The following is a 24,101-nucleotide window of genomic DNA, read 5'->3' as shown; positions in this document are numbered from 1 at the left end:
AACGTCGTGAGACAGTTCGGTCCCTATCTGTGGTGGGCGTTGGATATTTGACAGGACCTGTCCTTAGTACGAGAGGACCGGGATGGACCAGCCGCTGGTGCGCCGGTTGTACCGCCAGGTGCAGCGCCGGGTAGCTACGCTGGGAGGAGATAAGCGCTGAAAGCATCTAAGTGCGAAACTCACCTGGAGATGAGATATCCCAATTGGAAGGGCCGTGGGAGACGACCACGTGGATAGGCGGCAGGTGAAAAACCAGAAATGGAATAGCCGAGCCGTACTAATGGCCCGAGGGCTTCGCATATTTTCGGTGGCGCGCGCCATGCGTTTCGTTTTTGTCCCTTTACGTCGAGTTATTGAGGGTTGCGTTCTTGCCCACGGGGCAAGGCTTTAGAACACCGCAACCCCCGCCAGCAATGGTGGCTTTAGCCCGGGTGTTCACCTCTTCCCATTCCGAACAGAGTCGTTAAGCCCCGGTGCGCCTATGGTACTGCCTTCACCGGTGGGAGAGTCGGTCGCCGCCAAATTTATTGTCGCCCTTAGGGGTAATTTCCCAAACGCCTGCCGCTTTCACCAGCGGCAGGCGTTTGGCTTTTACACCCTCTCCAACACAGCCAAGGATACACTTTCGTTTTTGTCCCTTTACGTCGAGTTATTGAGGGTTGCGTTCTTGCCCACGGGGCAAGGCTTTAGAACACCGCAACCCCCGCCAGCAATGGTGGCTTTAGCCCGGGTGTTCACCTCTTCCCATTCCGAACAGAGTCGTTAAGCCCCGGTGCGCCTATGGTACTGCCTTCACCGGTGGGAGAGTCGGTCGCCGCCAAATTTATTGTCGCCCTTAGGGGTAATTTCCCAAACGCCTGCCGCTTTCACCAGCGGCAGGCGTTTGGCTTTTACACCCTCTCCAACACAGCCAAGGATACATTGCCCGTGCAATATTTGAGCTACTCGGTAATCTTTTAATATTAAGGATTAGCATTTCACTCATTAAAAACGGGTATTGTAACTTAGGGTATTATTAGACCATTGCTTCATGCGTTTAGAGTATCCTTGGTTTTTGTTAGGATTGGGGGCATTAATTATACCTGTCCTGATTCATCTGTTGCAATTGCGTCGGCCGCAACGGGTTTTATTTACCAATATTGGGTTTATTCAAGCGGTAGATTTAACCACGACTAGGCAGCGAAAGCTGCAGCATTTGTTGCTGTTGCTCAGCAGGGTTCTGTTCCTAGGGTTTTTAGTATTTGCTTTTTGTCAGCCATTTATTATGGCCAGAGGTCCTGCTGCGATGAAAGCTGCTGGGACGGTCGACGTGTTGATTGATAGTTCTCCTAGCATGGGCCGCAATGCAGGAGCAGGAGAGGAGTTGCTTGGCATTGCGATCAAGCAAGCGGGTGCGTTAGGCAAGGTGTATCCTACCGCACAATTTCGATTGGTAAAAGGCGGGGGTACTGCTGTTTCACAGTCTCTGTACAAAGATAAGCTTGCTGATTTGCAGCCAAATAGTAGGGCTGTGCCATTAGATGAACTAAAAATTGTAGAAAATACTAGTGGAGCTAATAACCCAGTATACCTGTTTTCTGACTTTCAACGATCTAACTTTAAGCCTGATTTTTTAAAAGGCCTGGGGTCCACGCGACCTGTGGTACTGGTGCCCGAAGTAGCGGCTAAAGCTGGCAATATCTTCGTGGATAGCGTTTGGTTTGAAGAGGCCTTCTTACGCGAGCGAACCAATATAGGGCTGCATATTCGTTTGAAAAATGGGGGGAGCGAAGCAATTGCTGACTGTTCGGTAAAGGTATTTTTGGGCCCCCAGCAGGCCGCCACCTTTCGGGTGACGGCGGATAGTGGGCAAACGGTGATTTCGGTGGTGCAGGTGCAACTGCCCAACCAGGATTTGGTGCGGGGGCGCATACTAGTAGGGGATGCGCCGGTTGTGTTCGACAATACCTACTATTTCACCGCGCAAGCTGCGAAGAATATTCGCGTGCTGGAAGTAGGATTGGCACCGGCTACCCAAGGAGTATACCGAAATGAGCCGCTGTTTGAATACGCCTTCTCCAGGCCGGAAAATATTAGTTACGAAGTTTTGCGGCGGTCTAATCTGGTCATTATTCAGGAATTACCGACCTTTAATAGCGCATTGCGGGATGCCCTGCGTGCCGTGACGGCGCGGGGGGGGAGCGTGGTGGTGGTACCGACTGGCGCGGTGACTAGCCGCCCGGCGTACCAGCAGCTGTTTCGTGATTTGGGCATTGGTACGGTGGAATGGGAATCGCCGGGGACGCCGCCTGAGCTACGAGAGGTAGCCGCGCCGAGCGCCCAGGAGCCTTTTTTTCGGGATGTGATTGGGGCCCCTACGCGAGCGGTAGCCATGCCCCGGGTGGCGCCGGTATTGCGCTGGGCACGCACGGGTGCGGATATTCTGCGGCTGCGTGACGGTGAGAGCTACTTGGCTGAATTCGGCAGCGGGAAGGGTAAGATTTACGTGTTTTCGGCGCCCTTGGCCGCAGCTTATACTGACTTTATGGGGCACGCGCTTTTTGTTCCGGTGCTGTATAAGATGGCGATGCGCAGCTTCCGCGACGAGCAGCAACTGGCGTACCGCTTGACGCAGGGAGCCATCAGCCTAGCGGTGCCGACGGTGGCGGAGGGCTCTGGTCAAAATGCCGACCAGACACCCTTCCGCCTAGTGCGCGACAGTGCTACGTGGCTACCAGTGCAGCGGATGCAGGGCAGCGCGCTACGGCTGGAAGTGCCGGCCAGCTTAGAGGCCCCTGGGTTCTACCAAGTGCAGCGGGCGGGGCAAACGGTGGCTACGGTGGCGTTCAACATAAGTTCGAAGGAATCGGAGTTGGCTGCCTATTCGGCTGAGGAACTGCGGGAAATGGTGGGGCCCGGCCAACGCAACATTCGGGTGCTTGAGGGCGGGCCCAATGGTGCCGTGGTGGCCCAGTTGCTGGCCGAGCACAGTGGGCAGCCGCTGTGGCGGTATTTCCTCGGCCTGGCGCTGGTGTGCTTGTTGGCCGAGGCGCTGATTATTCGTTTCGGAAGGCCAAAAGTAGGGGCCCCGCGGGCGGTAGTGGCGGCGTAGCTTGCTGCAGAGGCGGCAAAAAACGGGCATGGGGCCGTATCTTGCCGCCCTACTTTTGGCGCATTGCATGACTGATACCCTTACCGGCCCGACGGCGCTGGCCACCGATGCCTGGAAGCCCGTGCGGCAGTTGGCCCTGCGGTTCGGCGGCGGCGTGGGCCTGCTGTGCGGCCTCTGGATTGTGGGCCTGCACCTAACCGGTAACAACGCCTTTGGGCCCAAGCAGTTGCTGGCCGAGCTGTTGGTGCCGTTTGCCGTGGTGGCCAGCCAGTGGGCGCTGCGGCGGCGGGTGCAGCCGGCCAAGCCGGGCCTGGGGCGCGCCCTGGGCGTGGGGGCCCTCACGACGGTGGTGGCGGCTGCGCTGTGCGCGGGCAGCGTGTGGGGCCTGGGGCAAGCGGCAGGCGAGCCAGCCCTGGCCCGGCACCGGGCCGAAATTGCCGAAATAATGCAGACCCAAATGCAGGACGCGACCAAAAAAAGCTCGCCGCTGCAACTCACGCCCAAGCAGCGCGCCGTTATTGCGGGCATCACGGTGAACGATTTGGCCTTGGCTAATTTTCAAACGGTACTGCTACTGGGCCTAGTGTTCAGCCTGCCGGGCGGTATTTTCTTTCGCGAATAATTTCTTCTTTTGCTCATGGAAACGACAACTACCGCACCTGTAACGACTACCGCTGCCGGGCTGCGCTACGGCTTGCTCACGGGTTTTGTGAGCATCATTTTCACGTTTATCTTACTGGCTACGGGCCAGGAGGGCAATAGTGGGCTGGCATTGATAGCATTTATTATCCTGATTGCCGGGATTGTGTTTGCGCACAAGGCGTTCAAGGCCGGCAATGCAGGCTACATGTCGTATGGCCAAGGCCTGGGCATCGGGGTGCTGGTGGGCGGGCTCAACGGCACGCTATCGACGGTGTTTAATTACGTGTACCGCACGTTCATTGACCCCGATATGGTGGCGCGGACGATGGACCAAATGCGGGCCAAGCTGGAACAAGCCGGTAACATGAGCGAAGCGCAAATCGAGCAGATTGTGGGGGCAAGCATGAAGTATTCGACGGGGGCTATCGGGCTGGCAATTGGCGTGGCGAGTGGTTTTCTCCTGGGTCTGGTGTTCTCGCTGATCATCGCGGCCATTACCAAAAAAGCGGAGCCTGAGTTTGAATAAGCCCCTTGCATCCTTCCTGGTGGAGTTGTCCATCGTTATTCCGCTGCTAAACGAGGCCGAATCGTTGCCGGAGCTCACGCGCTGGATTGCGCGGGTGCTGACGGCGCGGGGCCTGAGCTACGAAGTGCTGCTGATTGACGACGGCTCGACGGACGATTCGTGGGCCGTGATTGAGGAACTAGCGGCCCGCGACGCAGCCCTGCGCGGCATCCGCTTCAACCGCAACTACGGCAAGTCGGCGGCCCTGAACGTGGGGTTCCACGCCACGCGGGGGCGCGTGGTGTGCACCATGGACGCCGACTTGCAGGACTCGCCCGAGGAGCTGCCCGAGCTGTACCGTATGATAACGGAGGACAAGTTTGACTTGGTGAGCGGCTGGAAGCAGAAGCGCTACGACCCGCTGTCGAAAACCATTCCCACCAAGCTTTTCAACGGGGCCACGCGCTGGATTTCGGGCATTCCGCTGCACGATTTCAACTGCGGCCTGAAGGCCTACGACCAGCGGGTGGTGAAAAGCATCGAGGTATACGGGGAGATGCACCGCTACATCCCCGTCATCGCCAAGTGGAACGGCTTCCGCAAAATTGGCGAGAAGGTGGTGCAGCACCAGGAGCGCAAGTACGGCGTGACCAAATTTGGCCTGGAGCGCTTCATTTACGGCTTTCTTGACCTGGCCAGCATCACGTTCGTGAGCCGGTTCCGGCGGCGGCCGATGCACTTCTTTGGCACGCTGGGGGCCCTGTCGTTCTTCCTCGGTATGGTGATGACGCTGTGGCTGACGGGCGAAAAAGTGTACCTCTCGTTGCACAACCTGCGGGCCCGCAACGTGACCGACCAACCGCTGTTTTTCCTCTCGCTCACGGCCGTCATCATCGGCGTGATGCTGTTTCTGTCGGGCTTCCTGGCCGAAATGGTGCAGCTCAACGGCTCGCACCGCAACGATTACCTGGTGCGCGACACCATCAAATAACCTTCGGCATGCGCGTGGTCATCATCGGGCCGGCTTACCCGCTACGCGGCGGGCTGGCCACCTACAACGAGCGGCTGGCCCGGGCGTTTCGCGCGGCCGGCGACGAGGTGCGGATTGTCACGTTCTCGCTGCAGTACCCGGACTTCCTGTTTCCGGGCCAAACCCAGTTCAGCACCGAGCCGGGGCCCCCGGACTTGGACATTGAGGTGAGCCTGAACTCGGTGAATCCGCTCTCGTGGTGGGCGGTGGGGCAGCGGCTGCGGCGCGAGCGGCCCGATTTGGTGGTGTTCCGGTTCTGGCTGCCGTTTATGGGGCCCGCGCTGGGCACGGTGGCGCGGTTGGCGCGCGGCAACGGCCACACCCGCGTGGTGGCCATCACCGACAACGTGATTCCGCACGAGAAACGGCCCGGCGATGGGCCCCTAACGCGCTATTTCCTCAGCGCCTGCGACGGCTTCGTGACCATGAGCCGCGCCGTGCTGGCCGATTTGCAGCGGTTGGGCTTCGGCCGCAAGCCGGCGCAGTACCGGCCGCACCCGCTTTACGACAACTTTGGGCCCCCTAAGCCCAAGGCCGAAGCCCTGGCGGCGCTGGGCCTGCCGGCCGACGTAGGGTATCTGCTGTTTTTTGGGTTTATCCGGGCCTACAAGGGGCTCGATGTGCTGCTCGAAGCCTGGGCCGACCCGCGCCTGAGGGCCCTGCCTGTGAAGCTGCTCATTGCCGGCGAGTTCTACGAAGACGCCGCGCCCTACGAGGCGCTGATCAAAAAACACAACTTGGAAAGCCGCATCGTGCGGGCCACCGATTTTATTCCCAACGAGCAAGTGGCGAACTACTTCTGCGCGGCCGATATGGTGGTGCAGCCCTACAAACACGCCACGCAGAGCGGCGTGTCGCAGGTAGCCTACCACTTCGGCCGGCCCATGCTGGTGACCGATGTGGGCGGCCTGGCCGAGCTCATTCCGGACGGCGTGGTGGGCTACGTGGTGCCGCCCACCCCCGGGGCCCTGGCCGACGCGCTGGTGGATTTTTACGCCAACCACCGAGAAGAAGCCTTCGCCGCCGGCGTGCGTCAGGAAGCGAAGAAGTTTTCGTGGGACGAGATGCTGGGGGCCCTAAAAGCGGTGGCTGGGTTGTGAAAACTTCACCGGCCGTACCCGTACCCGAGCCTGCGCGGCGGCGGCATGTATGGATCGCCCTGGCGGCTCTCTACCTCGACACTGAACTGCCAGACGACGAGCTGCGGAGCATTGCCGTTACAATAGCGGACAGCGGATTTAGTTGGGACGAGGTGAAGCAGATAAATTACGACGAGGTAGCCCCGGCCTTGTGGCCCAACCTGCTCAGCGTGGCTGGCGAGTGGGCCAGTTGGGACGAGGAATGGTTGGTGGGGCGCCTCACTGCGCATTATACTGGGGACCAGCACCGGCTGTTGGGTTCCGAACGGCTGTGGCGGCGACAGGTTGACTTCTATACGGCGGACTACCTGGCCCGCATCGCGGCCTTCCTATCCTAGCGGCACGCTTTCGCGCACGGCTTGCAGCACTTTGGCTGCCGGCAAGTCCTCCATGCAGCTGGTGCCGAGCTTGCAGGTGCCGCGGTAGAAGCACACGCACTGCCGGTTGGGCCCCACGAGCTGGCCGCGGCCGTAGAGGTCGAACTCGTGCGGGTTGAAGATGTTGTTCATCAAGATGGTGGGCTTGCCCAAGGCAATGCTGATGTGCATGCCCATGGTGACCTGCGTGACGATGCCCTGCATCTGGTGCATCAGGTTGATGAACTGGGGCAGGGGGAAGGTGCCCAGGTAGGCGGCGCCGGTGGCGGCTTGCAGCTCCAGGTTGCGCGGATGCTCGGCCTCGCCGCCCAGCAGCACGGGCGCGTAGCCACCGGCTTGCAGGCCCTCGATGAGCTCAATCCACTTCTCGGTGCTCCAAAGGCGGGTGGTCCAGCGGTCGCCGCAGCCGGTGTTCAGGCCGATGCGGGGGCCCTGGGCGGCGGGCGGCAGGGCGCTCCAGTCGTAGCCTTTGTCGTCGTGGGTGTCGAACACGTACTCCTCGCCCCGGAAGTCGAAGCCGCACAGCTCGAAGATTTCCTGCACGTAGGGCTTGGTGTTGGCCAGGCTGAGCTGGTCGAACACGCCGGTGAGGAATTTATGGTCGGCCAGCCCATTTACTGGCCACGGCACGCCGTCGTATTCGCGCAGCGTGTAGCCAAACTTGGCGTCGGCCCGCACGTTTAGCAGCAGGGCGCAGGCTTCCTTTTCCTTGTCGAGGTTGATGGCAATATCAAAACGCCGGGCCTGGAGCTGCAAGGCGCTGGCGTAGTCAAACTTCAAAATCTCGTCGACTTCGCGCTGCGGCAAAATGGCCGGCGTGAGCGTGAGCCAGGTAATGAAGCAGCCCGGGTGCTCGGCCCGCAGCCGCCGCAGCAGCGGCGTGGTTCGAATCACGTCGCCAATGGCCCCGAGTTTGATGAGCAATACACGCTTCGTAACCGGCGCGTACACCGGGCACTCGGCGCAGGTGTAGCCGTGCTCTTTGTTGGGCCGGCAGGGCAGGTCGCCGCGGAAATGGCGGCAGTCGGGGCGAACGGAAACGTCGTGGAGAAATTCGGACACGCAGGAAGCAGGGCTAATTAGAAAGCAAAAGTAGCCGGCCCCGCCCATTGCCCCCGCCAAGGCGAGGGAAACGGCGGGGCCGGCAACCTGGCCGGGCCTCGTTTGGAATGGATGGGGCCCCGCAGCGTACGGCTGGGGTAGGGTAGCCGCAGCGCTTTAGGGCATCGGGGGCAGCGGCGGGGTGGGCGTGGGGGCCCCGGGCGCATCGGGGGGAGTGGGCGTGGGGGCCCCGGACGCATCGGGAGGAGCGGGCGCGGGGGCCGCCGGGACACTAAGAGGAGCGGCCGGGGCGGGACAGCCGCGCAGGGCCCAAGTGCCTTTTTCCTTGGGGCACTTATCGTACTTGTTGCTCACTTGGTCGCCGTCTTTGTCCTTCTGCTTGTGCTTGTGCAAGGCCAGCCCCAGGCCCAAATACAGGTCGGCGCCGGTTGTAGTAGTCAGCCCAAAAAGCCCTCCCAAATTATCGGACCCCACGATGAGTGGGCCCAGCCGCAGCATGGCACCCACCTGTAGCTTGCGGTAATTGTTGGCCAGGATGACGGGCAGGGCTACCTCGACGCGGCTGAATTCGACGCGGGGCGTGAGGGCCAGGCTGCTGAGGCTGCGCTGCCCAACGGTGCGGGTAGGCAGCAGGTTCTGAGTCCAGAGCAGCCCGGCGTAGAGGTGGCTGGCCAGGCGATAGTCGGCCGTGAAACGCACCGTGGCCGGCAGGTAGCTCGTGAAGCGGTGGCCTTCTTCACTCAGGCCCACCAGCCGCCGCAGCGTCGGGGCCACGTCGCTGGGGCTGTTGACGTTGTCAAAGTCGTCGCCACTGATGCGTACCGTATTGGTGCCCACCACCGCCGCTTGCTGCACGTACTGTTCGTTGTTGTAGCTGAGGGCCCCCAGGTCTGTGAGGGCCAGGCCCAGGCGCAGGCGGTACTTGTTGCGGGAGGGGTCGGTCCATTCCTGGCCGTCCATGCGGTACTGGTAGCTGTCGCATTCCGGCCGCCACTCGTAGGTGGCGCCCACATCCAGCCCAAAACCCTGCCCGAGGCGTTGGCTGCCGTAGAGCTGGCCCACGCTGAAGCCGGGCTCGTCGTAACGCTTGTAGTCGGTAAAACCGTAGCTCAGGTCGCGGTCGCGCAGTTCCAGAACGTTGTTGTCCAGCACCTGGTAGTCGGTGCCGGCGTTGCGCAGGTAGCCGCCGCCCAGGCCCACCAAGTACTTCACCGTGGCGCCGGCCTTCCAAAAATGGGAGGTGTTGGCCGTGAGGACGCGGGCGTAGGAGAGCGCAAATTCGTGGTAGGCGCCGGTGGTTAGCGTGAAGTTGTTGCCTTCGGAAAGCTGGTTGGCCAAGCCCAGGCCTTCGGCGTCGGCTAGGCCGTACCGGGCAAGCCGGGCCAGGTTTTCGCGCACGTTGCTCACCTGCGCGAAGGCCCGTACCCGGTTGGTGAAAGCCAAGCCCTGGCGCGGTCCCAGCGAGAGCATTAGGGAGGGCAGGCGCAGCTCGCCCACCATGCTGCCGTACTTATTACCGCCGCCGCCCTGCTCGTTCAGGTATTCTTTTCTGAAGGTGCGGGTGCCATTGATAAACTCACGGGCCGGACCGGGCAGGTCGAGCTGGAGGTAATCGTTGTTGAAATTTATGTTGGCGCTCACCACGTTGAGGTAAAACTTCTGGCGCGAGTCGGCCAGCGCGGCAGGGTTGATATAAAGACTGTTCGTGCCGGCGTAGTTGCTATGGGCCAGCCCGGTCCAGTCCTGGGCGCAGGCCGCCGGGGCCCCGGCTAGCCCCAGCAGCCCGGCGGCAATCAGCAAGCGGCCGGGGCCCCGGAAAAAATGCGTAGCGAAGCAAACCATGTGAGTAACCGGCTAGAAGTGAATAATTACTTCGAGCAAAGTTCTCCGGAAGCTAAAAATACTACAATACTTATATGTGGGTATATTTAAACCGTGTAGCCGTAAAATACCGCGGCGGGCGGACGGGGTATAAGCCGTTCCGCCCGCCGGGCTAATCAAATCTAAAACAAGGTGGCCGCCGCTACCGCCCCACGTAGCCCTGCGGCGTGATGGCCCGCAGTTCGGCTTTTACGCCGTCGGCCACGTCCAACTCGTCCACGAAGCGGGCAATGGTGGCGGCCGAAATGGCTTCGCCGGTGCGCGTGAGCTGCTTGAGGGCGTTGTAGGGGTCGGGGTAGTTTTCGCGGCGCAGGATGGTTTGGATGCCCTCGGCCACCACGGCCCAGTTGGCTTCCAGGTCGCGGGCCAGGGCGGCTTCGTCGAGGGCCAGCTTGCCCAGGCCGCGCAGCAGCGAGTTCAGCGCGATGAGCGTGTGGCCCAGCGGCACGCCCAGGTTGCGCAGCACCGTCGAGTCGGTGAGGTCGCGCTGCAACCGAGAAATCGGTAGCTTGGCCGCAAAGTGCTCCAGCAGGGCGTTGGCCACGCCCAGGTTGCCCTCGGCGTTTTCAAAATCGATGGGGTTCACCTTGTGCGGCATCGCCGACGAGCCCACCTCCCCGGCCTTCACCGTCTGGCGGAAGTAGCCCATCGAAATGTACTGCCACACGTCGCGGCACAAGTCTATCAGAATGGTATTCAGCCGCTTAACGCCGTCGCAAAAGGCCGCTAGGTTGTCGTAGGGCTCGATTTGAGTGGTGGGGAAAGTGCGGGTCAGGCCCAGGGTTTCTTCCACAAACTGCTGGGCAAAGCCGTGCCAGTCGGTGTCCGGGTACGCCACAAAGTGCGCGTTGAAGCCGCCCGTGGCCCCGCCGAACTTAGCGGCGTAGGGCACCTGGACCAGCAGCGCCAGCTGCCCTTCTAGCCGGGCCACAAACACCTCCACTTCCTTGCCCAGGCGGGTGGGGGAGGCGGGTTGGCCGTGGGTGCGGGCCAGCATCGGGATGGGGCCCCAGGCAATAGCCAGCGCTGTCAAGTTGCCCGTCACCTTGGCAAACTGGGGCCCCAGCGCGTCGGCCCAAGCGTCCTTTAGGCTGAGCGGGATGGCCGTGTTGTTGACGTCCTGCGAGGTTAAGCCGAAGTGGATGAACTCCAGGGCCCCGCCCAGGCCGAGCTTCGTGAACTCGTCGCGCAGGAAGTACTCCACCGCCTTCACGTCGTGGTTCGTCACGGCCTCGTGGGCCTTGATGGCCTGGGCCTGGGGCTCGCCGAACTCGGCGTAGAGCCGGCGCAGGGCCGGAAACACATCGGCCGACACGCCGCTGAGCTGCGGCAGTGGCAGCTGGGCCAGGGCAATGAAATACTCCACCTCGACCCGTACGCGGTAGCGCATCAGGGCCAGCTCGGAGAAGTAGGGGGCCAGGGCGGCCGTGGTGCGGTGGTAGCGCCCGTCGAGGGGCGAAAGGGCGGTGAGGGGCGAAAGCATGGCGCAAAAGTAGGGCCCCCGGCCGCCGGGGCCCGCACGGTGGGGCCCGAACCCGGGCCGGGGGCCCCGCGTTCTGCCTACCTTTGGCCCCGACTACCCGAACCCTTTTTTCTGCTCTGTGCGCATTTCCCCATCCACCAAACGAATTCTTATCGGCGTGGCGGGCGCTTTCGTGGTGCTGCTGCTGCTGGCGTTCGGCATTTTTCAGTGGAAGCGCCAGCAGCTGCTGGCCTACGCCCTGCGCGAGGTAAAGGCCCGCGTGGAGCGCAAATACCCCGTGACGCTGGCCCTGGGCCCCGCCCAATTCACCGACCTCAACACGGTCGAAATCAAGGGCATGAGCCTGGTGCCCACCGCCAGCCCCGCCGATACGCTGCTCACCGCCCGCCGCCTGCAAGCCAGCCTGAGCGTGCGCTCGCTGTTTGCGGGCCGGCCGGTATTTTCCGATTTGCAGATTCAGCACGCCCGCCTCACGGCCCACAAAACGGCCACCACCAACAATTTCAGCTTTTTGCTGAACAAGAAAAAACAGCCCGCCGTGGCCCCGCGCGACGCCGCCCAGGGCCGCAACTACGGCCTGCTGCTGAACCAGTTGCTCGAAGCCGGCTTCGATAACGTGCCCGGCCAGGCCGACTTCCAGGACTTTGTGGTGCGCTACGACGGGCCCCGCCACCAGGCGCTGCTCACCCTGCCGCGCCTGCAAATTGAGGACGGCGACATCCGCGGGCGCCTCACGGCCACCGTCGATTCGGTGGTGAACGAGTTGGGCATCGACGGCCACGTGGAGGCCGGCGACTACGCCCTCACGGCGCGCGTATTCGGCGTGGGCAGCTCCGTGCAGCTGCCCTACGTGCCGCGCCGCTTCGGGGCCCTGGTGAGCTTCGACACGGTGCTGGTGCGCATGGCGGGCAAGGACTTTGCTGATGATGACACCGGCGGCAAGCTCACGGTGCGCGGCTCGCTGGCGGCCCGCAACTTCAGCCTCTACCAGCCCCGGCTGGGCTCGGAAGACATTGTGGTGCACCGCGGGCAGCTCGATTTTGTGGCCTCGCTGGGCCGCGCCACCATGGCCCTGGAAGAAGGCTCACGCGTGGTGCTCAACCAGTTGGTGTTTCACCCCGAAATTGCCGTGCGCCTCAAGCCCCAGCTGGCCGTGCGCCTGCGCATCGACTCCGACGCGGCCCCCACCAACGCCTTTTTCGCCTCCCTGCCCGAGGGCATGTTCGACGTGGTGGCCGGCACCCAGGGCACGGGCACGCTGGCCTACCACCTCAAAGCCGACGTGGACCTGGCCCACGTCGACAGCCTGCACCTCAACTCGTCGCTGCAAGCCAGCAAGGATTTCCGCATCACCCGCTTCGGGGCCGAAGACCTGGGCAAGCTCAACACCGACTTCGCCTACACCGCCTACAACGACAAGGGCGACTCGCTGCGCACCTTCCCCGTGGGGCCCTCCAACCCCGATTTCACGCGCTACGACGACGTGGCCGGTTACCTGAAATCGGCCATCATGACGGCCGAAGACCCGCGCTTCCTCACCCACCGCGGCTTCATGGAAAAAGCCTTCGTGAACGCCGCCATCCAGGACATCAAGGAGAAGCGCTTTGCCCGCGGCGGCAGCACGCTCAGCATGCAGCTGGTGAAAAACGTGTTCCTGAACCGCCAGAAAACCGTGGGCCGCAAGGCCGAGGAAATGCTGATCGTGTGGCTCATCGAAAACACGCGCCTCGTGAGTAAGCAGCGCATGTTCGAGGTCTACCTCAACATCATCGAGTGGGGCCCCAGCAAGTACCGCTGGCCCAGCGGCAAGCGCGGCGTGTACGGCGTGAAGGAAGCCGCCCTGTTCTACTACGGCAAGCGCCCCAGCGAGCTGAACCTGCCCGAGAGCCTGTACCTGGCCAGCATCATCCCCAAGCCCAAGTTCTACCGCTACTCGTTCAACAGCTACGGCAACCTGCGCTCCAGCACGCGCTACTTCTTCAAACTCATCGCCGACATTATGGTGAACAAGGGCCTGATTTCGGAGAATGACCGCGACAACCTGACCTACGGCGTGAACCTCAACGGCCCGGCCCGCGGCTACATCGTCACGGCCCGCGACACCACCCGCACCGTGTCGCCGGCCGACAGCAGCCAGTTCGAATCCATCAACCTCATCGACCTGCTCAACACCGCCAAGGCCGCCGACGCCACCCCCGCAGCGGGCACGGCCCCGGCCGAGGCGCCTAAATAGGGCCCCAAGCAGGGCCCCGGACCTCCAACCAAAAGGCCGCCTTGCGCATTGCAGGGCGGCCTTTTGGTTTTCAACCAGTGCGGGCGGTGCACGTTGGGCGTTGGCTCAAACTGCTTCTAAGCCGCCCGGGCCCGGCGCCAGCTGGGGCCCCGCGGGCTTGGGCGCGGGGCGCAGCCAGCTGCTGATTTTCATTTGGAGCACGCCGAAAAAGGCTTCCTTCACGATGCCTTTCGACATTTTGGAGGTGCCGCGAGTGCGGTCGGTGAAGATGATGGGCACTTCCTTGATCTTGAAGCCGAGCTGAAAAGCGCGCCACTTCATCTCGATCTGGAAGGCGTAGCCCACGAAGCGGATGCGGTCGAAGTCGATGGCCCGCAGCACCCGCGCCGTGTAGCACTTGAAGCCCGCCGTGGCGTCGCGGATGGGCATGCCGGTCACGAAGCGCACGTACCACGAGGCGTAGTACGACATGAGCACGCGCTCCATGGGCCAGTTCACCACGTTGACGCCCTGGATGTAGCGCGAGCCGATGGCCACGTCGTAGCCTTCCACGGCGCAGGCGTTGTAGAGGCGCACGAGGTCTTTGGGGTTGTGCGAAAAGTCGGCGTCCATCTCGAACACGTAGTTGTAGCCCCGGGCCAGGGCCCAGCGAAACCCGTGGATGTAGGCCGTGCCCAGGCCCTGCTTGCCGGGGCGCTCCTCCAAAAACAGCCGGCCGGCAAACTCGGCCTGCAAGCCGCGCACGATGGCCGCCGTGCCGTCGGGCGAGCCGTCGTCGATGACCAGCACGTCGAACGCGTGCGGCAGGCCCATCACCTTGCGCACGATCTGCTCGGCGTTCTCGCGCTCGTTGTAAGTAGGAATCAGGACGAGGCCGTCGTTCATAAGCGGCAAAGATAAGGGCGGCGGAAAGCTATGCGGCGGGTGCGGCGGGGGCCCCGGCGGCCAGCGCCCGGGCCGTGGCGCGGGCATGGCGCACCACGTCGGGCACGCCCACGCCCGCCTGCCAGTTGGCCACGGCCACGATGCCATCGGTCCGCAGCTCCTCTATCGACGCCCGGGCGGGCCCAATGGCTGCATCGAACTGCGGAATGCTGCGCGGCCAGTAGTAGCGCCCCTGCCAGGTAGGGGCCCCGCTGATGCCGTAGCGGCTGGCCAGCTCGGCGTGCACGGCGGCCAGCTGCGTGGCCTCGGGCTGGGCCGCCGCCGCCGCGTACTGCGTGCCCCCCACGAAGGTGGTGAACAGCACCTGCCCCGCCGGCACCCGGCCCGGGTAGAGGCTGCTGGTCCAGAGCGAGCCGGCGGCGTAGGCGGCCTCGGCCTTGGGGTGCAGGGCCCCGAAGCCTTCCAGCGGGTGCGCCACCGCGGCCCGCGGGTAGGCCGAATACACCACGCTCATGGGCGGGTAGCGCACCGCCGCCAGCGCTGCTCCGGCCGCCGGAAATAGGCCCGCCAGCAGCGGCGCGGCCGCGTAGGCGGGCAGCGCCAGCACCAGGTGCGTGTAGGGCCCCCGCGCGGCCCCGCCCGCCTGAAACGAGTAGCTGCCATCGGCGGCCCGGGCTAGGGCCGTGGCGGGGGCCCCGGGGTGGTAGTGGGTGAGCTGGGCGGCCAGCGCATCGGTGAGCTGCTGCACGCCGCCTTGCAGCGTGACGACGCGCCGCCGGCCCACGCCCTTGCCGGCCTTGGCCAGCCCGCGCAGCACCGAGCCGTGCGCCTGCTCCAGCGCCGCCAGCTGCGGAAACGTGTGGCGCAGCAGCAGCTGGGTCGGGTCGCCGGCGTAGATGCCGGCCACGAACGGGTTCACGGCGTAGTCCACGATTTCCGGGCCGAAGCGCCGGGTGAAGAACGCGGCCACGGTTTCGTCGGGGTTGGGGGCCCCGGCGGGCTTCAAGAATTCGCGCAGCAGCCGCCATTTACCCTTCAGGCTGAAGAAACTGCTGGCCAGCAGCGCCGGCGGCGAGCCGGGCAGCTCGCGGTACTGCCCGCCGCGCAGCACGTAGCGGCGCTGGCCCACAGCGGCCGTGTCCTGCACCTGGTCGGTGAGGCCCAGCTCCTCAAACAGTTCGGCCAGCTCGACGCTGAGCTGGAGCGAGTTGGGGCCCGCTTCGAGCAAGTAGCCCCCGGGCTGGTTGATGCTGAGCAGGTTGCCGCCGGGCCGCGCGTCGGCCTCAAACAAGTCGTAGGCGACGCCGGCCCGTTGCAAGTACCAGGCGCAGGTGAGGCCGGCGAGGCCCCCGCCGATGATGGCGATTTTCATTCGGCAAAGGTCGGGCCCCGCCCGTAGCTTTGCCCCATGACGGGCCCCCACAAAGCAATTTTCCTCGACCGCGACGGCGTACTCAACAACGAAACCGGCGAATACGTGTGGCAGGCCGCGCAGTTCGTGGTCAGCCCCGGCGTGCCCGGGGCCCTGGCGCGCCTCAAAGCCGCGGGCTACTACCTCATCGTCGTTACCAACCAGGCCGGCATCGCCAAGGGCCTCTACACCGGGGCCGACGTGCAGGCCCGCCACGAACAGCTGCAAGCCGCCTGCGGCAACGCGCTGGACGCGCTCTACTTCAGCGCCAACCACCCCAGCGTGAGCGAATCCATCTTCCGCAAACCTGATTCGGGGATGCTGGAAAAAGCCGTGGCCCGCTTCGCCCTCGACCCTGCCCAGTGCTGGATCATCGGCGACCGGGTGCGCGACATGCAGGCCGGGGCCCGCCTGGGCATCCGGGGCATCCTGGTGGGCCACACCGAAATAGGGGCCCACACGCCCTACGCCGTCGATTTGGCCGCCGCCACAGACTTGATTTTGGGCCAGTAGGGACGCGGGCTGCCGACTTTTCGCCGGCTGCCGGCTGCCCGCTGATTGTTGAATCGCTGGGCGACGCTGGGGGCGGTTATTCTCCTGCTCGCTTCGCTTGTATAAAGCAGTTCAATCCTCTTGCGCCTGGTAGATAAAAACTTGTAAGATAGGTTTTTGCTTACTGCTGAATTGTAGAAATTCTACTGGAATTAAAGCTGTTTAGGAAGTCAGGATATTTAGAATTGAACGTCGTGCTGAGCGTAGCCGAAGCATTTCTACCGCAGCAGTAATCAATAAGTCAGTCAGCGGGAGAAATGCTTCGACAAGCTCAGCACGACGTCCTAAAGACTTCCCGAACAGCTTCATTATCTCAAATAGAAAGGCTGAATATTAGCCAACCCAATGATTTTTCATCGGTTGCCAATCTTCAAGTAACGCTTGCCTAATCTGGTCTTTTAATGCATCGAGTGTTCCGTTCGCAGGATTGAGATAGTAGTTCTTGCCTACAAGCATTTCGTCGTACCAGTCCTTATCAAACCAGTTTAACCTTTCTACGCCCCTGCCTGCTTCTTTGAAAACCGCAATCAATCGGCTCCGCATATCAGGCGGCAAATTCTCTCCGCCTCCCGTTGGAAACAGCGTGATGCTAAAGCTTGGATCTATGACATCTAGCTGCAATAAGTAGCCAAACCAAACGAGGTAATCAACGGGCCCACCGCTTTTGGGGGAGATATGCACACGGTCTTCGAAGGAGCTTCCTTGTACGTAATCGTCTCCGAAAGCAGCGGCGATTGCCTCGGCTAGCCAAGCTGGCTGTAATTGCTTCAACAGCTGCTGGGCTCGATTCAGCTCTGCCCGGTGGCGCTGCGCATAGGCAAAGACTTCGGCGAATGAATCAGGTGTGGCTCCGCTCATGTGTTTGATGTGGTCTAAAAAATGGCGTAAAATGTCTTGATAATAGGGATTTGGCAGTTCCGGCGAGGCTTTTAGCTGTTGCTCGACGGCCAATGCTACGTCCAGGTGGGTTACAAAAACCCAGTTCTTATCCCGGGGTTCTTCTTTGCGGAAGCCTAAGACGATGCCCCGCTTCTCTGCCGTAGGAATAGCGTGCCAATAAGCGGTTAAATCATTGTGCAGGGTATGCCATACTTTGATTTCGACTAGCACCGCGAACGTCGCGCTGGCCGGAATCGGCCTGCCTTGATGGCCGTTGTGAAGGAGCAAATCCAGCCATTTGGTGGGGGTGCCGGCCTGCGCTATGGGGTATTCCCGCACCGCCTGAATGCGCCTCAATGCCTCGGGCTGCATCGGTAGCGGGTGGCCTTTTTGGTTTAGCACTTCAAGCAGCGCCCTGGTAAAGAGATTGCCTAAGCCGTGGGGGCCCTGGGAATCAAAAAAGAAGGCGTAGGTATTGCTTAGCGGTAATTCCTTGTGCTCGATTTTGGCCAGTGAAAAAAAGGAGGGCTGAGCGGGGGCGAGAACGGGCCAGTTGTCCGAGGTCAGAAAAAAGCCGTCCAGGGCTGCAAAGTCTTCTGTAGTCATGCGCCAAAAGTATGCGGGGTTTATTCCGCCGTTTACCATTGCTTGGTCAAAAGCCTGTGGCTGCAAAGCGTAGCTGCGTACTTACTTTGTAAGGTGCGCTTCCTTGCGGTTGGGCACGCCTATACCGGATTAGTACTTAAGAAGAATTAGCCCCGTGGCCAAACAGAAGAAAGAAGTTGCCGAAGAGCCGCTCGAAAAGCAGCTTTGGAAAACCGCCGACAAGCTCCGCAAAAACATTGATGCTGCCGAGTACAAGCACGTGGTGCTGGGCCTCATTTTCCTCAAATACATTTCCGATTCCTTTGAGGAGCACTACGCCAGGCTGCTGGCCGGCGCGGGCGAGTACGCCGGGGCCGACCCCGAAGACAAGGACGAGTACAAGGCCGAAAACGTGTTCTTCGTGCCCGAGTTCGCCCGCTGGCAGTTTCTGCAAAACAACGCCAAGGGCAGCCAGATTGTGGTGCGCGACCCCGAGGGTAAGGAAATCATCGTGGCCATTGGTGGGGCCGTGGACAATGCCATGGACTGGCTCGAAAAGGACAACCCGCCGCTGAAGGGCGTATTGCCCAAGGTATTTGCCCGCCAAAACCTGGACCCCGCCAGCCTGGGCGAGCTGATTGACCTGGTGGGCAACATCGCGCTGGGCGATGCCAAGGCCCGTAGCGCCGACGTGCTGGGCCGCGTGTTTGAGTACTTCCTAGGCGAGTTTGCGCTGGCTGAGGGCAAGCAGGGCGGGCAGTTCTACACGCCGCGCAGCGTGGTGGAGCTGCTGGTAGAAATGTTGGAGCCCTACCAGGGCCGCGTGTTTGACCCCTGCTGCGGCTCGGGCGGCATGTTCGTGCACTCCGAGAAGTTCGTGACCGAGCACCAGGGGCGCGTGAACGACATTTCCATTTATGGGCAGGAAAGCAACCAGACCACCTGGCGGCTGGCCAAGATGAACCTGGCCATCCGGGGCATCGACAGCTCGCAGGTGAAGTGGAACACCGAGGGTTCGTTCCTCAACGACGCGCACCGCGACCTAAAGGCCGACTACATCATCGCCAACCCGCCCTTCAACGTGAGCGACTGGGGCGGCGAGCTGCTGCGCACCGATGGCCGCTGGCAGTACGGCACGCCCCCCACCAGCAACGCCAACTTTGGCTGGATGCAGCACTTCCTGCACCACTTGGCCCCCACGGGGCAGGCAGCCGTGGTGCTGGCCAAAGGCGCGCTCACTTCCAAAAGTTCGGGTGAAGGCGACATTCGCAAGGCCCTGGTGGAGGGTGGCGTGATTGACTGCATCGTGAACCTGCCGGCCAAGCTGTTTCTGAACACCCAGATTCCGGCGGGCCTGTGGTTTATGAACCGCAGCCGCCAGGGTGATGGCCGCTTCCGCGACCGGCGCGACGAGATTCTGTTCATCGACGCCCGCAACCTGGGCTTCCTGGTGAACCGCCGCACCCGCGAGCTGTCCGACGACGACATCCGGCGCATTGCCGACACCTACCACCAGTGGCGCAACCCCAGCGGCAGCTACGCCGACGTGCCCGGCTTCTGCCTGGCCGCCCCCCTGGCGCGGGTGCGCGAGCTGGACTACGTGCTCACGCCCGGCCGCTACGTGGGCCTGCCCGACGACGAGGACGAGTTCGACTTCACCGAGCGGTTTACCTCGCTGCGGGCGGAACTGGAAGCCCAGCTAGGCGAAGAAGCCGCGCTGAACCAGCTGATTGCGGATAACCTGGCGAAGATTTTAACGGCTTAGGAAGGATGAGTAAACAGACGGAAATACAGTGGGGGGAGGTGGCTATTGCTGAAACAGACGAGTGGCAACAGTACCATCTAGGAGATGTCGCAGATATTCAAACTGGGCCATTTGGTAGTCAACTCCATTCTGCGGATTATGTAGCAGTAGGCATTCCTTCCATAATGCCTACGAACATTGGGCGGCGGTTGGAAATCAGCAAAGAATCAATTGCTTGTATTACGGAAGCCGATGCGCAACGTCTCAGTCGTTACTTGGTAGAAGCTGGTGATATTGTCTATAGCAGAAGGGGAGACGTCGAAAAGTGCGCTTTTATTACAGAGCAAGAAAACGGTTGGCTTTGCGGTACTGGCTGTTTGAGAATTCGATTTACTTCTGAAATTATTCATCCTAAGTTCTGCGCCTATTATCTCTCTACCGATGAGATGAAGGGTTGGATAAGCAGCCATGCGGTGGGCACAACCATGCCCAATCTGAATTCGGGGATTCTAAAACGGCTTCCAATATCATTACCTTCTTTATCTGAACAGCGCGCAATCGTTGAAGTCCTTAGCAGCTTGGATGATAAAATAGACCTGCTGCACCGCCAGAACGCCACCCTGGAAGCCTTGGCGGAAACGCTGTTCCGGCAGTGGTTTGTGGAGGAGGCGAAGGAGGAGTGGGAGGAAGGTACATTAGGTGATTTTTTCACGCTACAAAGAGGATTTGACTTACCGATTCAAAATCGTGTGCCCGGTAAATTTCCAATTTTAACGTCGAGTGGATACAGTGCTGGACACAACGAATTCAAAATAAAAGGGCCGGGAGTTACAACCGGCCGAAGTGGAGTTATTGGAAAGGTCTTTTTTGTGATGGAAGATTTCTGGCCATTGAACACTTCACTTTTTATCAAAGAATACAAGCTAGGTACTCCGCTGTTTTCTTACTTCACCTTGAAGTTCGCGGACTTGGAAGGATTCAATGCAGGTTCGGCAGTGCCAACATTGAATAGGAACCATGTTCATGCTCACATTTCACCAATTCCGCCGAAGGATTTAATAAATAGATTTGAGGAAGTGGCATATCCACACTTCAAGAAAATCTATCAGAACACCAACCAAATCCAAACTCTTTCCACCCTGCGCGACACGCTGCTACCGAAGCTGATGAGCGGCGAAGTGCGCGTGGCCTATTAAGCACCCTTCCGCCGTCTGCCCCATGGCCAAGCTGACTGAAAACGCAATTGAGGAGCTGGCCATCGAGCTGCTGCAAACGCTGGGCTACCAGTACCACTATGCCCCCGACTTTGCCCCCGACGGGCCGCACCCCGAGCGGGCCAGCTTCGCCGACGTGCTGCTGCTGGAGCGCCTGCGGGTTGCCATCGCCCAGCTCAACCCCACCGTGCCGGCCGAGGCCCGCGAAGACGCCCTGCGGCAGGTGCAGCGCATTGCCTCGCCCGAGCTGCTGGCCAACAACGAAACCTTTCACCGCCTGCTCACCGAGGGCGTGAAGGTGGGCAAGCAGCAAGACGGGCAGGAGCGCGGCGAGGTGGTGTGGCTGGTCGATTTCCAGCAGCCCGCCCGCAACGAGTTTGTGGTGGCCAACCAGTTCACGGTCATCGAAAACGGCCACCAGAAGCGGCCCGACGTGGTGCTGTTCGTCAACGGCCTGCCGCTGGTGGTGCTGGAGCTGAAAAACGCCGCCGCCGAAAACGCCACCCTCAAGTCAGCCTATCAGCAGCTCGACACCTACAAGGCCCTCATTCCGGGCCTTTTCACCTACAACGGCCTGCTCGTCATCTCCGATGGCCTGGAGGCACGGGCCGGGTCGCTGTCGGCGGGCCTGAGCCGCTTCATGGCCTGGAAGTCGGCCGACGGGCTGGCCGAAGCCTCGCACCTGGTGAGCCAGCTCGAAACCCTCATCCGGGGTATGCTGGCCCCGGCCACCCTGCTCGATTTGCTGCGGCACTTCGTGGTGTTCGAGAAGTCGAAGAAGGAAGACCCCAAAACGGGTGTCATTCACATTACGACGGTGAAGAAGGTGGCTGCCTACCACCAGTACTACGCCGTGAATGCCGCCGTGCAATCGACGCTGCGGGCCGCCGGCCACGCCCCGGCCGAAGTGACGGCCGCCACGCCGCCCACCGGCCGCAGCTACGGGCGCGGCATCCCGCCTCCCGCGCTGGCGCACGAAGCCCCCGAAACCTACGGCGTGCCCGGCGTAGCATCCCAGCCCTTCGGCGACCGCAAAGGCGGGGTAGTGTGGCACACCCAGGGCAGCGGCAAGAGCCTGAGCATGGTGTTCTACACCGGCAAAATCGTGCAGGCCCTCGACAACCCCACGGTGGTCGTCATCACCGACCGCAACGACCTCGACGACCAGCTGTTCGACACCTTCGCCGCTTGCACGCAGCTGCTGCGCCAGGAGCCCAAGCAAGTCGAAAGCCGCGAGCAGCTGAAAGAGCTGCTGCGCGTGGCCTCGGGCGGGGTGGTGTTCAGCACCATCCAGAAGTTTCAGCCCGAAGAAGGCAACGTGTACGAGGAACTGTCGGCCCGGCGCAACATCATCGTCATTGCCGACGAGGCCCACCGCACGCAGTATGGCTTCAAGGCCAAGGAAGTGGACGTGAAAGCGGAGGGCGAAGTAATCGGCAAGCGCACCGTGTACGGCTTCGCCAAGTACCTGCGCGACGCCCTGCCCCAGGCCACCTACCTGGGCTTCACGGGCACGCCCATCGAGCAAACGGATGTGAACACGCCGGCCGTGTTCGGCAACTACATCGACATCTACGACATCGCCCAGGCCGTGGAAGACGGGGCCACGGTGCGCATCTACTACGAAAGCCGCCTGGCCAAAGTGAGCCTGAGCGAAGAAGGCAAAAAGCTGGTGGCCGACCTGGACGAGGAGCTGGACGCCGACGACCTCACCAACACCCAGAAAGCCAAAGCCAAGTGGACGCAGCTCGAAGCCCTCATCGGCAGCGAGCGCCGCATCGCCACCATCGCCGCCGACGTGGTGGCCCACTTCGAGCAGCGCCAGGAAGTATTCGAGGGCAAGGCCATGGTCGTGGCCATGTCGCGCCGCATCGCCGCTGAGCTGTACGCCGCCATTATTGCCATCCGCCCCGACTGGCATTCGGACGACCGAGCCCAGGGCAAAATCAAAGTGGTGATGACTTCGGCCTCGACCGAAGGCGGGCTGATTGCCAAGCACCACACCACCAAGGAGCAGCGCCGCGCCCTGGCCGAGCGCATGAAAGACCCCGCCGACGCGTTGCAGCTCGTCATCGTGCGCGACATGTGGCTCACCGGCTTCGACGCGCCGAGCCTGCACACGCTCTATATCGACAAGCCCATGCAGGGCCACAACCTGATGCAGGCCATTGCCCGCGTCAACCGCGTGTACAAGGACAAGCCCGGCGGGCTGGTGGTCGATTACCTGGGCATCGCCGCTGACCTCAAAAAAGCCCTCTCGTTCTACTCCGACGCCGGCGGCAAAGGCGACCCCGCCGTGGCTCAGAAGCAAGCCGTGGCGCTAATGGAAGAGAAGCTGGAAGTGGTGCAGGCAATGTATCACGGCTTCGGCTACGAGAGCTACTACGACGCGCCCACGTCGCAGAAGCTCTCCATGATACTGGCGGCCGAGGAGCATATCCTAGGTCTGCCCGATGGCAAAAAGCGCTACATCAACGAAGTAACGGCGCTTTCCCAGGCCTTCGCCATTGCCATTCCGCACGAGGCCGCGCTGGCGGTGAAGGATGAGGTATCGTTCTTCCAGGCCGTAAAAGCCCGCTTGGCCAAGTTCGACAGCACCGGCAACGGCCGCACCGACGAGGAAATCGAAACCACCATCCGGCAGGTAATCGACAAGGCCCTGGTATCGGAGCAGGTGATTGACGTATTCGACGCGGCCGGCATCAAGAAGCCTGACATTTCCATCCTCTCCGAAGAATTCCTACTGGAGCTGAAGGGGATGCAGCACAAGAACGTGGCCCTGGAGGTGCTGAAAAAGCTACTGAACGACGAACTAAAGTCCCGCGCCAAGCAAAACCTGGTGAAAAGTAAGAGCCTAATGGAAATGCTGGAAAGCGCCATCAAGCGCTACCACGCCAAAATCCTGACCGCCGCCGAAGTAATGGACGAGCTCATCAAGCTCAGTAAGGAAATCACCCACATGGACAGCGAAGCCCAAGCGCTGGGCCTGACCACGTTTGAGTACGCTTTCTACACCGCCGTAGCCAACAACGACAGCGCTCAGGAACTGATGCAGCGTGATAAGCTACGCGAGCTGGCCGTAGTCCTCACCGAGCGGGTGCGCGCCAACGCCTCCATCGATTGGACGATAAAGGAGAGTGTAAAAGCCAAGCTAAAAGTCATCGTAAAGCGCACCCTGCGCCAATTCGGCTACCCACCCGATATGGAGTTGCTGGCCACCGAAACGGTACTAAAGCAAGCAGAATTAATTGCCAACGAGCTGACGAAGAAGTAAATTCTTCCCTTCATCTTGGCTAACAAGAAAAATATTAGTTATTCCACAAGCACTCAGCTTTAGAAAAGATACCTACACCAGATGTTATAAGAGGAATTAGGAAATCCAGCGCAT

General features: G+C 61.5%; 17 protein-coding genes and 3 rRNA genes. 14 read left to right on the top strand and 6 right to left on the bottom strand.

The features are described 5' to 3' along the window. The 9 genes from EAH73_RS10345 to EAH73_RS10305 form a co-directional block, all read left to right on the top strand. A 23S ribosomal RNA gene (locus tag EAH73_RS10345) occupies positions 1-301 on the top strand; the annotation flags it as partial. Positions 302-412: 111 nt separating this feature from the next. Then, positions 413-524 (top strand): 5S ribosomal RNA (gene rrf, locus EAH73_RS10340). A gap of 187 nt (positions 525-711) precedes the next feature. Further along, positions 712-823 (top strand): 5S ribosomal RNA (rrf, locus tag EAH73_RS10335). A 207-nt stretch (positions 824-1,030) separates the two neighbouring features. Continuing rightward, positions 1,031-3,091 carry a BatA domain-containing protein gene (locus EAH73_RS10330; RefSeq protein ID WP_140466403.1) on the top strand — a complete coding sequence of 687 codons (2,061 nt, stop codon included), beginning with the start codon at positions 1,031-1,033 and terminating at the stop codon, positions 3,089-3,091. 67 nt (positions 3,092-3,158) lie between these two features. Beyond that, positions 3,159-3,713, top strand: a complete 555-nt coding sequence (locus EAH73_RS10325) for a DUF4199 domain-containing protein (protein WP_161599504.1) — start codon at positions 3,159-3,161, stop codon at positions 3,711-3,713. A gap of 15 nt (positions 3,714-3,728) precedes the next feature. Next, positions 3,729-4,259: a DUF4199 domain-containing protein gene (locus EAH73_RS10320; protein WP_140466401.1), complete on the top strand. Its 531-nt coding sequence runs from the start codon at positions 3,729-3,731 to the stop codon at positions 4,257-4,259. Then, positions 4,252-5,229 (top strand): glycosyltransferase family 2 protein, encoded by a 978-nt coding sequence (locus EAH73_RS10315; RefSeq protein ID WP_140466400.1) that lies wholly within the window; start codon positions 4,252-4,254, stop codon positions 5,227-5,229. The genes EAH73_RS10320 and EAH73_RS10315 overlap by 8 nt, the downstream gene beginning before the upstream one ends. Before the next feature lie 8 nt (positions 5,230-5,237). After that, on the top strand, positions 5,238-6,368 hold the full coding sequence (locus EAH73_RS10310) for a glycosyltransferase (protein ID WP_140466399.1): 1,131 nt from the start codon (positions 5,238-5,240) through the stop codon (positions 6,366-6,368). Between the two features lie 152 nt (positions 6,369-6,520). After that, positions 6,521-6,745, top strand: a complete 225-nt coding sequence (locus tag EAH73_RS10305; RefSeq protein WP_140466398.1) for a hypothetical protein — start codon at positions 6,521-6,523, stop codon at positions 6,743-6,745. Here the strand turns inward: EAH73_RS10305 and EAH73_RS10300 are convergent. From EAH73_RS10300 to purB, 3 genes are all read right to left on the bottom strand, one after another. Further along, entirely contained in the window at positions 6,737-7,846 is a 1,110-nt protein-coding gene (locus EAH73_RS10300) for a glycosyltransferase family 9 protein (protein ID WP_161599503.1), read from the bottom strand. The two genes, EAH73_RS10305 and EAH73_RS10300, sit on opposite strands and share 9 nt — an antisense overlap. A 156-nt stretch (positions 7,847-8,002) precedes the next feature. Then, the gene (locus EAH73_RS10295) at positions 8,003-9,688 is read right to left on the bottom strand and encodes a DUF5723 family protein (RefSeq protein ID WP_140466396.1); all 1,686 of its coding nucleotides are present in this window, start codon (positions 9,686-9,688) and stop codon (positions 8,003-8,005) included. Between the two features lie 181 nt (positions 9,689-9,869). Next, the gene (purB, locus tag EAH73_RS10290; protein WP_140466395.1) at positions 9,870-11,210 is read right to left on the bottom strand and encodes an adenylosuccinate lyase; all 1,341 of its coding nucleotides are present in this window, start codon (positions 11,208-11,210) and stop codon (positions 9,870-9,872) included. A gap of 118 nt (positions 11,211-11,328) precedes the next feature. Between purB and EAH73_RS10285 the strand changes: the two genes are divergently transcribed. After that, complete coding sequence (locus EAH73_RS10285; RefSeq protein ID WP_140466394.1) at positions 11,329-13,443, top strand: transglycosylase domain-containing protein; 2,115 nt, start codon at positions 11,329-11,331, stop codon at positions 13,441-13,443. 105 nt (positions 13,444-13,548) lie between these two features. On the opposite strand, the gene EAH73_RS10280 is transcribed toward EAH73_RS10285, so the two are convergent. Both EAH73_RS10280 and hemG read right to left on the bottom strand, forming a co-directional pair. Further along, on the bottom strand, positions 13,549-14,328 hold the full coding sequence (locus tag EAH73_RS10280) for a polyprenol monophosphomannose synthase (protein WP_140466393.1): 780 nt from the start codon (positions 14,326-14,328) through the stop codon (positions 13,549-13,551). Positions 14,329-14,356: 28 nt separating this feature from the next. Further along, the gene (gene hemG, locus EAH73_RS10275; RefSeq protein ID WP_140466392.1) at positions 14,357-15,700 is read right to left on the bottom strand and encodes a protoporphyrinogen oxidase; all 1,344 of its coding nucleotides are present in this window, start codon (positions 15,698-15,700) and stop codon (positions 14,357-14,359) included. 36 nt (positions 15,701-15,736) lie between these two features. Here hemG and EAH73_RS10270 point away from each other — a divergent pair, with 36 nt between their 5' ends. Then, positions 15,737-16,252 carry a D-glycero-alpha-D-manno-heptose-1,7-bisphosphate 7-phosphatase gene (locus EAH73_RS10270; protein ID WP_140466391.1) on the top strand — a complete coding sequence of 172 codons (516 nt, stop codon included), beginning with the start codon at positions 15,737-15,739 and terminating at the stop codon, positions 16,250-16,252. A gap of 372 nt (positions 16,253-16,624) precedes the next feature. Here EAH73_RS10270 and EAH73_RS10265 read toward each other — a convergent pair whose 3' ends face one another. Then, positions 16,625-17,776: a PD-(D/E)XK nuclease family protein gene (locus EAH73_RS10265; RefSeq protein ID WP_161599502.1), complete on the bottom strand. Its 1,152-nt coding sequence runs from the start codon at positions 17,774-17,776 to the stop codon at positions 16,625-16,627. A gap of 154 nt (positions 17,777-17,930) precedes the next feature. On the opposite strand from EAH73_RS10265, the gene EAH73_RS10260 reads away from it, so the two are divergent. From EAH73_RS10260 to EAH73_RS10250, 3 genes are read left to right on the top strand one after another with little or no spacing between them, the layout of a single operon-like run. Further along, positions 17,931-19,520 carry a type I restriction-modification system subunit M gene (locus EAH73_RS10260; protein WP_140466389.1) on the top strand — a complete coding sequence of 530 codons (1,590 nt, stop codon included), beginning with the start codon at positions 17,931-17,933 and terminating at the stop codon, positions 19,518-19,520. A gap of 5 nt (positions 19,521-19,525) precedes the next feature. After that, positions 19,526-20,695, top strand: a complete 1,170-nt coding sequence (locus EAH73_RS10255) for a restriction endonuclease subunit S (RefSeq protein ID WP_140466388.1) — start codon at positions 19,526-19,528, stop codon at positions 20,693-20,695. A gap of 22 nt (positions 20,696-20,717) precedes the next feature. Beyond that, positions 20,718-23,987 carry a type I restriction endonuclease subunit R gene (locus EAH73_RS10250; RefSeq protein ID WP_140466387.1) on the top strand — a complete coding sequence of 1,090 codons (3,270 nt, stop codon included), beginning with the start codon at positions 20,718-20,720 and terminating at the stop codon, positions 23,985-23,987. The last annotated feature ends 114 nt before the right edge of the window (positions 23,988-24,101 follow it).

Source organism: Hymenobacter nivis, from assembly GCF_006439025.1.
GTDB classification, from domain to species: domain Bacteria; phylum Bacteroidota; class Bacteroidia; order Cytophagales; family Hymenobacteraceae; genus Hymenobacter; species Hymenobacter nivis_A.
This window is presented reverse-complemented; position numbering and strand designations above follow the sequence as displayed.